Source organism: Candidatus Neomarinimicrobiota bacterium, assembly GCA_012964825.1.
GTDB lineage: Bacteria > Fidelibacterota > Marinisomatia > Marinisomatales > S15-B10 > UBA2125.
Map to the genome: position 1 here is coordinate 4,256 of DTTI01000009.1, position 11,687 is coordinate 15,942.

At 45.9% G+C, this 11,687-nt stretch carries 9 protein-coding genes and 1 pseudogene (1 of these 10 cut by a window edge); 4 read left to right on the plus strand and 6 right to left on the minus strand.

Features of this window, described 5'->3' with window-relative positions; all coding sequences use genetic code 11:
* The 3 genes and pseudogenes from EYO21_00680 to EYO21_00690 form a co-directional block, all read left to right on the plus strand.
* Positions 1–17: pseudogene (locus tag EYO21_00680) on the plus strand (hypothetical protein); it begins 403 nt to the left of the window's first position.
* Between the two features lie 11 nt (positions 18–28).
* Positions 29–694 carry a hypothetical protein gene (locus EYO21_00685; GenBank protein ID HIB02331.1) on the plus strand — a complete coding sequence of 222 codons (666 nt, stop codon included), beginning with the start codon at positions 29–31 and terminating at the stop codon, positions 692–694.
* Between the two features lie 318 nt (positions 695–1,012).
* Positions 1,013–3,931: a hypothetical protein gene (locus EYO21_00690; GenBank protein ID HIB02332.1), complete on the plus strand. Its 2,919-nt coding sequence runs from the start codon at positions 1,013–1,015 to the stop codon at positions 3,929–3,931.
* Positions 3,932–3,979: 48 nt separating this feature from the next.
* On the opposite strand, the gene EYO21_00695 is transcribed toward EYO21_00690, so the two are convergent.
* From EYO21_00695 to EYO21_00720, 6 genes are all read right to left on the minus strand, one after another.
* Complete coding sequence (locus EYO21_00695) at positions 3,980–4,762, minus strand: DUF1080 domain-containing protein (protein HIB02333.1); 783 nt, start codon at positions 4,760–4,762, stop codon at positions 3,980–3,982.
* Positions 4,763–4,789: 27 nt separating this feature from the next.
* A complete protein-coding gene (locus EYO21_00700; GenBank protein ID HIB02334.1) occupies positions 4,790–6,478 on the minus strand; it encodes a GMC family oxidoreductase in 1,689 nt (562 codons plus the stop codon).
* Positions 6,479–6,529: 51 nt separating this feature from the next.
* Complete coding sequence (locus EYO21_00705; protein ID HIB02335.1) at positions 6,530–7,126, minus strand: gluconate 2-dehydrogenase subunit 3 family protein; 597 nt, start codon at positions 7,124–7,126, stop codon at positions 6,530–6,532.
* 104 nt (positions 7,127–7,230) lie between these two features.
* Complete coding sequence (locus EYO21_00710) at positions 7,231–7,998, minus strand: ThuA domain-containing protein (protein HIB02336.1); 768 nt, start codon at positions 7,996–7,998, stop codon at positions 7,231–7,233.
* A 119-nt stretch (positions 7,999–8,117) separates the two neighbouring features.
* Entirely contained in the window at positions 8,118–9,575 is a 1,458-nt protein-coding gene (locus EYO21_00715; protein ID HIB02337.1) for a CoA-acylating methylmalonate-semialdehyde dehydrogenase, read from the minus strand.
* Positions 9,576–9,642: 67 nt separating this feature from the next.
* On the minus strand, positions 9,643–10,011 hold the full coding sequence (locus EYO21_00720; GenBank protein HIB02338.1) for a co-chaperone GroES: 369 nt from the start codon (positions 10,009–10,011) through the stop codon (positions 9,643–9,645).
* Positions 10,012–10,182: 171 nt separating this feature from the next.
* Here EYO21_00720 and EYO21_00725 point away from each other — a divergent pair.
* Positions 10,183–11,687, plus strand: a 1,505-nt coding sequence (locus EYO21_00725; GenBank protein ID HIB02339.1) for an ABC transporter ATP-binding protein, incomplete at its 3' end; no start/stop codon positions are given.

Genomic DNA, 11,687 nt, shown 5'->3' on the forward strand with positions numbered 1-11,687 from the left:
TAACTGGGATGAAGTAAATGCCCATGAGATGGCTGAGCATCCGCCCCGTTGTGATGAGCACGATATTACTTTTGCCTCACACGAAGATGCGGATCAGCACTTTGCTGATGAGCATCCACCAGTTTGTCCCGTATGCGGTGAGAGTTTTGGTAACTGGGATGAAGTAAATGCCCATGAGATGGCTGAGCATCCGCCCCGTTGTGATCAGCACGATATTACTTTCGACTCACACGAAGCTGCTGATGCGCATTTTGATACAGTGGAGCATGACATGGGTCCCCCCATGGGTCCTCCCTTCTTCTCTGCTGTTGGAGACGGTGATGACTGCATCAACATCGATGAAGCCTTTGGATTCTTCGGCCAAGGTGAGTCCATAGAGGAATTCGCCAATGGTGATGAAGAAGACCCCGGTTTCAATGATATTGCTGAGAGTGACGAAAATGACAGTGTATGCGGTGATGAGGAAGTGAACCGCAAGGAGTTCTTCAAAGCGACCTATAGGGAATTCAATAAAATGAATGATGAGCAGGATATGGGCATGGGACAAGCGACCATGGCCAACTGCGCTGCATGGTGTGCCGGCATCGATACATATAAATACAGGATTACTGAGGATACAAAGTCTGACCCGATGGCACGGTATGAAGAATCCAGCTGTATGTGCTCACCTGGCTTTGTTTATCCCGATAACTAACGGCACCAAGCCACTCTAACTAAGTAAGGTAAAACCCCCGCTTCGGCGGGGGTTTTTATTTATTAAAGATTCGGGCTGTCCAGTTGGGATTTAACTATCCGGTGCTTCCCGTGGTCAAATCTTTTGGAACATTATCATTAACATATCGTTTTAGATGTGAGCATTATAATTAGAAACTTCACGTAGCGACACCCCCACAAATCTACAATTAGCTACGTCAGGGCCGTGAGTGATCACGGCCCTTCTTCATTTAGAAATTTTTTATGAAAAGTGAGAGGGTAATAAAAAAGTTCGCTCTTAACTTTGCGCCTTGAATCCATGAAGTTGTTACTGTTCAAGCTCATTCTTATTTCAACTATTTTCGCTCAGCCGTTTCGTGCACCTCTTACGTGGGCGTGGACGGGACGTGTTCATCCTGAGCTTGATTGGTATACCATCTCCACTGAGAACTTCAATGTCCATTATCATCAGGATTTGGAGGAGATTGCCCGGCGGGGTGCCGTTATTGCGGAGAATGTACTGCCAATACTTTTGAAGCAGATGGATTTGGACTCTATTCCAACTATCGATATTGTCTTTACCGCTGCTGATGAAGTGGCTAACGGTTTCGCCTCATATTTTTATAGCACATTCATCTGGGTCGGTCAGAACGATACAGCCCTCAGGAACGAGGGAAAGAAATGGCTCAAGCATGTGCTTCCTCATGAACTCCAGCATATCGTTTTATTGCATCGGACGCGAACTTGGCTGCCTTCGCCAATAAATTTACTTGTTTCCGAGATGCCGGGATGGGTAGTGGAAGGAACCGCGGAGTACGAGACAGAAGAGTGGCGGCCTTACCGAGCGGATCTCCAACATAAAATTCATGTGCTCCGAAACAACATGGATGAGATGGACCCACATCACGACGGTTTTTCCAAAATGCTCTACTGGTCAGACCGATTCGGCGATTCAACAATTGTGGAAACACTAAAATGGAGGAATTTCCTCAAGATTTTTCGATTTCCAGAGGCATTCAAGAAGGCTACAGGCATAACAGTAAGTCAGTTCGAGGAAGATTGGCGGCGCCACATGAATACGTACTACTACGGTGTCAGATCTCAAAAAGAGCCTATGGAGGAAGTGGGTGAGGTGGTGTCGCTTCCTATAGAAAGAATGTTTTCTTTCATGTTTTCCCCCGATTCATCCAAGATCGCTCTTATGGGTCTCGATGACAAGGATCAACGGGATATGTCCTTGATAATTGCCGAAAGAGACACCGCTGGTGAACGTAAAGCACTGGAGGAGGCTGAAGCTGAGAAAGATACCACTAAAGAAAAAGTGAAGCCGAAAGTGTTGTGGAAAAAGAAAGAAGTAGACTTTGGCCGTTTTCACCAATCTTTTTCTTGGTCGCCGAATGGAAGGAAGATTGCCTACTCAAAATACCATTTTGGCGATAACCAGTCTTCAGTTTGGGATATTCGCGTTTATGATATTGAAACCGGGAGAGGTCAATGGTTGACCGATACACGGCGGGCAACATATCCCATCTGGTCACCCGATGGAAAAACAATGGTTTACGTCTCCCACAGGAACGGGGTAGCAAATCTGTATAAAATGGACTCGATGGGGGGAGAGGCGGTGTCAATAACTTCCTTCAGCGAGAATACTCAGATTCTTACACCAGCTTGGTCTCCGAAAGGCGAAAGCATTGCCTTTGCCAAAGCTGGTTCAGACGAAAACCTGGATTTGTGGCTGCTCGACCTCCAGCGCGGGGAGACGAAGCGTCTTACTGAACATGTGGCTGTAGACTTCCAACCGGTCTGGGCTCCCGATGGAGCATCCATCACTTTTACCTCTCACCGGAGCGGTACACCAAATATTCACACTGTCAGTTTGGGCGATTTGACGGTGACCCAGAATAGCGACGTGGGTGACGCCATCTGGGCGCATCAGCGTGTACCACACGATTCAACGGTGTTTGCCATCACATTGGGTGATGTTGACAGTGTCAGGGTTGTGAAGGTATGGCCAGGGAGAGCCATCACAACAGCTCCTTTGTCAATGATGGACAGTTATACTGATTGGCGAAAAGCACGCCCGGAACATCAGCTTGAACCAGTTGATTTTGGTAGTGATATTGAGATCACTGAACCTAAGGATTACAGGTTCACCAAACATTTGAAACATGTGACCACCATGGTGATACCGGATTTTAACACCATTGGAATTACCCAATGGATTGATGGCCTCGGCCGTCATCTGTTCACTGTCGGCGGTCTTACAGACTTCAAGACCGAGGAAGGTTCCGGTCTGTTTCTCTCTTATCAGAACGCCCAACATGGTCCTCTTTGGTCTGTCTCCTATTTCTTTAACACCCTGCCTGTATATCGCCCTTACGACGGTAGTCGCTACGGTCTTCTTGAAACGAAAAATGGTCTTCAGTTAAGGCTGTTTCATCCATTTAATAGAGGTGAAAGCCTTTCATCCAATCATATTATTTCATCGTCGGTTTCTCTAATGGATCGTCAGCCGATGGTGTCGGACAGCATCAATTGGTTCACCGGAGAGTGGTTTCCTCGGGAAGAAAAAATTTATGGAGAAATGCCAATCCCCGAAGCTGGAAGGGAGGCATTGTTTTCCTTGGAATACCGTTGGGTGGATCGCCGTCCCCACGCATTGAATAACCTTTTGCCGCGGAAAGGGAAAGGGTTAATGCTGAGGGCTGAAAAGGCGACTTCTTCTGTCTTTGGTACATTCGACTATACAAGACTTACGGCGGACGGATTTGTTAATATTCCGGTTGGTCCCACCGCCTTTTTCCTACGCGTTAAGGGAGTCGCTCTTTCCGGCGCCCCACCGGCCCACGATTATCTAGGACTCACCAACGATGCGCCTGTCTATCTATCAGTCCCGTTGGGCGATCTCGCCCCATCCCTCTCTGAGTTTCTTCCAGAGAATCACAATCCTCGGGGATGGAGCGGCACGCGGCTGGGAAACCGCTTAGTTTTTGGCACGGCGGAGTATAGGGTGCCGGTCATTCCTAAAGTAGTTTCCTTAGCGCTGATTTCAGATTTTGGTAATGTGTGGAATAACGGGGAAGAGGCGGATAAATTGGTGATGACAGCAGGATTGGAAGGGAAACTTGCTTTTGGCCCTATAGTATTTGCGTTGGGCCAGGCTCAATCTTTAGATGGATGGGGAGATGGGGGAAAGCCCGATCAATATTTCAGGCTGGCTCTGATCAATCCGTTCTAGTAAATCAGGAATTTTTACTATATCTGTGACTTATAAATGGTGGATTTATTATTCATTTAAAGGGAGGATTTCTATTTTCCGGAATTCAACAGAATGACTTTCGGCCTGGAAGGCTATGTAACCCTCCTGAAGTAGCTTATCGTCCTTGATAAGTTTTTTAGCGTCAGGGTCATCTTCGTCAAGCTGAGGTTCAGCATACTCTAATACGACCTCCCCGTTAACCTTGTGTTTGATCTTGGTGCTGCCCCTGACTTCCACTTCTATCTTTACCCATTGGTCACCGTGATAAGTTTTTGAGGCGGAATCGATACAGTGACGGCTAATAAGCTTGCCGTTCATCACAATATGCGTTCCCGGCGTACAGACATTACCGGTGGATCGTTCATCCATTCCATTACCGCCAAGAAGCTGTAACTCGATTGAAACAGGGAAATCCTGACTCAGTGACATACTTTCAGGAGATTGGCAATGTAACATTATCCCACTATTGCGAAATGCCCATTCGGGTCCGCCAGGAGTCTGTACTCCCACGAATCGATATTCGAAACGAAGGATGTAGTGGTCAAACGGGGCCTTGTAAAAGATATGACCAAACTTTCCGTCAAATTGCTCATACTGATCGTAACCTACTTTGAGGATTCCATCTTCAACTCTGAATGTATTTGCATAGTTGTCATTCAGTTCGTGGCCAGTTATCTTTACTTTCCATCCTTCAAGGTTTTTTCCGTTGAAAAGATTAATCCATCCCTGATGGTTTTTGCCTTGTTCTTCTGAATCGTAGGCCATCAAGGCGAAAGGAATTGCCAGCAGCATTGTCACATTCTTAATCATTTTCGATTTACTTAAGAAGATGTCCAATTACAGATTTCCTTTCTTCATTTCTCCCACAGCATAATTACAGGCACGTGCCGTGAACGCCATATATGTCAGAGATGGATTCTGGCATGCGGAAGATGTCATGAATGAGCCATCGGTAACAAACAGGTTCGAAACATCATGACATTGATTATACTTGTTCAATACAGACGTTTTAGGGTTATTACCCATTCGGGCGGTACCCATCTCGTGAATGCAAAGACCGGGAGGCGTATCATTTATATAGGGTACTACGTCTTTTGCACCGCAGTTTTCTAACATTTCTGCTGCTGTGATTGATGCATCTTTTTCGATCTGTCTTTCATTTTCGCTCCAGGTAGCATTTATTTTGAGTAGAGGAATTCCCCAGGCATCAACTTTTTGAGAATCCAGTTTGACGTGATTCTCTTTGCGTGGCAGGCATTCACCAAATCCGTCCAAACCCATCCGCCATGGGCCGGGTTCTCTCAGGGCGTGTTTGAATTCCGCCCCGAAGCCTGGAATGTCCACGCCACGTCTCCATCCCGGCCGCTGGGCAGACCCCTGAAAACCGTAGCCGCGTAAGTAATTGGAATTCTTATGGGTAATATTCTGGAAACGGGGGATATATATGCCGTTGGGTCGTCGACCGGAGTAATACTTGTCTTCAAAACCGGGAAACGTACCTGAGGCACCTGATTCATAAGTATGATCCATCAAGTAATGTCCCAGCACGCCTGATGAATTGGCCAAGCCGTTAGAATATCGAGGTGTAGAGGAATTCAGAAGAATCTGGGTAGTCCCCAAGGTAGAAGCGCAGAGAAAAACAATTTTTGCAGAGAATTCTTGGACATCATGTGTATTCGCATCGATCACTCTAACTCCAGAAGCCCGGTCTTTGCTCTCATTGTAGATGACACTGTGAACTATACTGTCCGGTCTGATCGTCAAGTTTTTGGTTGCCAGGGCAACTGGAAGTGTAGCGCTTAGGCTACTAAAATATGAACCGGTGGAACAGCCACGTTCGCAAGGCCCACAATAATGGCATGCTGCACGGCCCGCTTTTGGTTGGGTTAACACTGCCGCTCGTCCAATGGTCATCATTCTATCAGAATATTTTTTCTCTATTCGCTCTTTTAGTACCAGTTCGACGCAATTCATCTCCATGGGAGGTTGAAATATTCCGTCGGGCAGTTGGGGGAGACCTTCCGCCTGTCCACTGACACCGATAAATTCTTCAACATAGTCATACCAGGGAGCAATCTCCTCATACCGAACCGGCCAGTCTATTGCAATGCCATCATGCGCATTCGCCTCGAAATCCAAATTGCTTAACCGATAACTTTGTCTAGCCCACATTAATGAACGTCCACCTAACTGATAACCACGAATCCAAGAATACGGTTTATCTGGGTCATGTGTATATGGATTCTGTTTGTCATTAACAAAAAAGTTTTTGGTCGCCTCCCCAAAGGCATAACATTGGCTCTGGATCTGGTACTCATCTCTATACTGTTTTCTATCTCCTTGGTCCCTGTAGGCAAACTCCCAAGGCGGTTTGTGTTCAGTCTTATAATCTACTCCATGCCTTAAATTAGGTCCTCGCTCAAGCAAGAGAACCTTCAGTCCTTTTTCAGTGAGTTCTTTCGCAGCCCAGCCACCGGTAATACCGGAACCAACAACAATGGCATCATAGTCATTCTTAATAGCCATTTTTCACTCTTCAGATCTCTCTTTATCTAAGTTTTTTTGGGGAAAGCTCAACTACTCTGACCATGTTCGACCGATTTCAGAAAATGGGACACAGCCATCGTAATTGTTAGTGGCCACGAAGTATTTCAGTTCCTGAGTAGCACCTATCTCTGAAGTGAAATAACCAGTGAGTGTGAGTTCTTTCATCTGGCTGAAAAATGGTTTCAGAGCACCATTCTGGTTGTTTTCAGAGGCGTTATAATTTTTTTGAGAGAGAATTTCTTTTTCCAGTTTTTTCAGGATGGTTATCTGTTTTTCTGATGAACACTCAACAAATCTTGTTGAGTGTTCGTTCTGTGCCCGAGCATCAAGATCTACTAAGCCTCTGAGAAAATGATTTCTTTCAGCAAGCGTAAACCAGTCTGCCAGCATTAGATCGATAAACTCATTAACCCTGGTAGCTTTGGCACCTGGTGTGTCCGTCTCCGGAATAATCAATTCGGCAATAACAGTAATTAGATCATTTTGTCTGGGAGTGACAATTTTAGGCGCCCATTTTTTCCCACCGCCACCCAAATTGATCCCTGACAGCACAGCAGAAATAATTGATGGTGATAGTGCTCCTCCCGTGAGAGCGGCTACTCCTTTTAGCGCCTCTCTTCTATTCATGCTATTGCCTTTTTCCTTCTAGAGTATTCTATAGATTATGTTCACAAGTTCCAAGCATAAGAATCGACTATATAATACATTAGATTAATTACGAGCTTTGGCTACTACTTCAATTCTCCAATTGCCCATAGTATCCCTCTTTTCAAAATTGTCAATGCTTCAGGTATATCAAATACATCCACCGTGTGCCCAAGAGATGTATAAAAAACATTACCTTTTCCATATTTTTTCTTCCATACAACCGGCATGGTAAAGCCGTCGATCCAATAAGCATGTTCGCCATTAAAGGTTGTTTCGGCTAAAACTTCATTAGCTGGATCAACATGCATATAATACTGTTCAGAGTGAACTTTAAAATCACTTAGCCCATGAGTGATCGGATCTTTGTGATCGATTATATTGACCTCGTAATCAATTATGCCACCGGGATGAGCTACCCATTGCCCTCCAACCATAAATTGATATTCAGTATTTTTTCTGAATGCGTCCGCTAGTCCCCCGTGCCAACCAGCAATCGCCACGCCCCTGTTCTTAACAGCATTCAAAAGCATTTTCTCTTGTTCATCTGTAATTGAAGACATGGTATAAATCTGAATAACAAGATCAATCGAATTCATTAAATCCTCGTCAAGATATGAATCAAGGGAAGGAGACACTGTTACTTTGAATCCTTCCTTCCTAAGCCAAGGGACAAATAAATCACGACATTTTTCAGGCTCGTGGCCCTCCCATCCCCCATAAACGAACAGCACTGATTTTTCTTTACTTAAGGTCCCATTTTGTGCGTTTGCAATAACAATAAAAGAAAATGTTATTAATGGTATAAGCCAGTTATACCAGTACTTTTTAATACAATTGTGGCTTTTGATCATTTTTTCTCCAAGCTGAATTGCCTTAATTTATGTTAATAAGGGACCGTAGGCTGTGAAAAGCCCTCTTGACATGTAGATTATCTAGAGAACTGAATCCAGGATCAATCTTTTTTGGAGGTCTAATCCGCCGGCCAGCGGGTGGTGACTTTTCTTAGGTTGGTCCAGAAGGAGAGGCCACTGGTTCCCGTAATGTCACCATGGCCGTATTTCGACTGATTCCACCCGCCGAAACTGAACGGATCGCGAGGGACCGGCACACCTACATTAACACCCACCATGCCAGAACTGGCGTTTTCTGAAACAAACCGTGATACCGCACCTGATGTCGTAAAAACTGAAGCGGCGTTTCCGTAAGGTGAACCGTTTTCGATCTCAATAGCCTCTTCCAGGGAGCCCGCCCGGACAATAGTGAGGACCGGCCCAAAAATTTCTTCCTGTGCACATGCCATGTCCGATTTTGCATGATCAATAATGGTCGGTCCCAGCCAGTAACCACCGTCGTACCCATCTGGGGCATCTGCATTTCTCCCATCCAGAACTATCTTTGCGCCGTCCTTTTCTGCCTCATCGACCATGGCGGTGATTCTCACTTTTGCTGCGGAACTGATAACAGCACCCATATCTTCACCCAGCTTGAGGTTGCGTGAATTGTCCACAATACCATCGATGATGCCGTCGATGTTTTCCACGCCCACCATAACGCTGGCAGCCATACAGCGCTGACCGGCACTTCCCATGGATGAACTGATGACACCGTTAACGGTCGTCTCTTCATGGGCATCTGGAACGACAATGAGATGATTTTTTGCACCGCCAAGACTGAGTGCCCGTTTGCCGTTTGCAGTACTTCTAGTGTAAACAATTTCAGCCACTTTTGAGGATCCAACAAAAGCTACAGCTTTGATGTCGGGATGATCGGTGATGGCCTCCACAGCATCCTTGGCACCGTTCAATACACTGAAAACACCGGCGGGGAGACCCGCTTCACCCATCAGTTCAGCCATCTTCATGGTTGAGAGAGGTGTCTGTTCAGAGGGTTTAAGAATAAAGCAGTTACCTGCTGTAATGGCAATAGGGATCATCCAGAGCGGGACCATGACAGGGAAATTGAAAGGGGTAATACCTGCCACAACACCTATCGGTTCATAGAGAGCCTCACAACTGACGCCCTTTGCAACAGTCAAAACTTCACCTCTCAGGACGTTTGTGAACGACGTGGAGAATTCGATGACGTCTATACCGCGGTCGATACTTCCTTTTGCTTCGGGAATGGTTTTGCCGTTTTCCAAGGCAACGAGTTCTGCTAATTCTTCATAATCTCGCTCCATGAGTGATTTGAGCCGGAACATAACCTGGGTCCGTGTGCCAACAGGTGTATCCCGCCAGGCTGGCCACGCTTTGCTGGCTGCTTCGACGGCGATGTTGAGATCATCACCACCTGAAAGTGGAATTGTTGCAATCTTTTTGCCCCAATAGGGTGTGGTTACTTCCAGCTTCTTAGTCGAAGTTGACGCTGCGGAACCTCCCCCTATCCAGTTACCTTTTTCTCCAAAGTCTCTAAATGTTATCTCATTCATTTGAATAGATGACCTTTTAAACATTTGGTTTGAATTAACATTTTGAACCCGGAAGCTGTTTCGAAATCTAAGAGGTCAATTCCTCGCGGATGATGACGAGTATGGCCGCCTGAGGAACAATGAGATATTTATTCTCTTCCACATTGATCTCAACGGAAGCTTTTTTCAGGAAAAGAGCGTAATCTCCCGTCTCGGCCTGAGGGGGGATGTAACGAACATTCTCTGTCTCAGTCTTCCAAGGCTCTTCTTCCACACTGTTTGGATCAGAAACCGGGAGGCCGGGACCCACTTCAACAACAACACCGCCCCAGACATCCTCTTTCTCCCGTACGGTAGGCGGAAGGTAGAGCCCCGCTGGGGACTTTTCCGCCGATTCATCAGGGCGGATCAGAACACGGTCACCAATTACGATTATTCTTCTTTTTCCTACTCGCATCGCATCGCTTAAAAATAATGATTTCTTCCTTATCAAGTAATAGATTTGTCGTATATGACAGATGAGAGGGAACTTCCTCTAGACAGGCCGGTTCTGTGATGTGTGGCCCCAAGAATCGAATCAGCAACCAGGCTTAGCCTGCAACCCTGATTAATCCCAACATCTTCCTTTATGTTTAAACGCGTCCTCACACTCGCCAAACCCCACTGGCTTCTTCTACTTGTTTCCATCCTGGCATCGCTGGTTTTTGTATTTTTCAATTCACTTTCCATTTGGCTTACCGCCTCTTTCATCAGCAACATTCTCACCGATTTTGAAACACTCCTGAACAATCAGGCTGAACTTCTCTCTTCTTCTGAGAGAACAGTTAATGAGACACTGAAAATGTGGACCAACAGACTGATTTTGGGCACCACTGCCCTAGGGACTCTCAAAAGACTATGTCTCTCAATTTTCTCTATTTTTGTTCTAAAAAATATCTTTCTTTACTTGAAGAATTTTTTTGCGGGACTTATGCAGATCAGGGTTATCACTGATCTGAGGAACGCTCTTTTTAATCATTTGACATCACTTTCTTTGTCTTTCTTCAATCGTTCCCGAGCTGGTGATCTCACATCCATCGTTCTGAACGATGTGGCCATCATGCGAAGGACCTTCTCCGTCAGCTTCCAGAAACTCCTTGTTGAGCCCATCAACATACTCACATTTTTTACACTCTTGTTCCTCATAAACTGGAAGCTCACTCTGGCCGCCATGTTGATTCTTCCAGCTGCTGTAACAATGATGGTGTGGGTTGGTGGGAGCATTCGCCGGAAGGCGAAACGGTCATCAAAGCAGATTGCCGGTATTGTATCCATTCTTCAGGAAGTTCTGGGTGCCATCAGGGTTGTGAAAGCGTTTGTTATGGAAAAGACTGAGAAACTGAAATTTCGAAAGGAAACAACGAAGTACTACCAACTCCAAAAGCGCCAGATGGGCCTGCGGCTTGCCTCATCACCTGTGACAGAGATGATCGGCGTTACCATGGGTGTCATTCTCCTTTGGCTGGGCGGTCAGGACGTTCTCATCGAAAGTTCTATGAAGCCGGAAGATTTCATACGTTTTATTTTGCTACTATTCTCCATCTTGAACCCGATCAAGAGCCTGAACACCGTCAATACGGATATGCAGACAGCCCTCGCCTCTGCCGAACGTGTCTATTCCATTTTGGATACAGAATCAACTGTCAGCAATGCACCGGATGCCGAAGAAGTGACCAAATTTGAGAGCGCCATCTCTTTCGAAAATGTTCATTTTGCCTACAATGAGGGTGAAGGAGATGTGGTACAGGGTATTTCCTTTGAGATCGAGCGAGGACAGATTGTGGCAGTTGTGGGTGAGAGTGGTGCCGGGAAATCGACCATTGCAGATCTCATCCCCCGTTTCTTCGATGTGACTCAAGGCTCGGTTAAGCTTGATGGGAAAGACGTACGATCCTTACAGAAACTATTACTCCGCGATCTTATGGGTATTGTTGCGCAGGAAACCATCCTGTTCAATGATACGATCGCCAATAATATTGCGTACGGTCAGGAGGGCATATCTGAAGAAAAGCTCCGGGCTGTAGCAGAGGCTGCCAATGCCCTCGATTTTATCGAAACTCAGCCTCAGGGATTTGATACAGTCATCGGTGATCG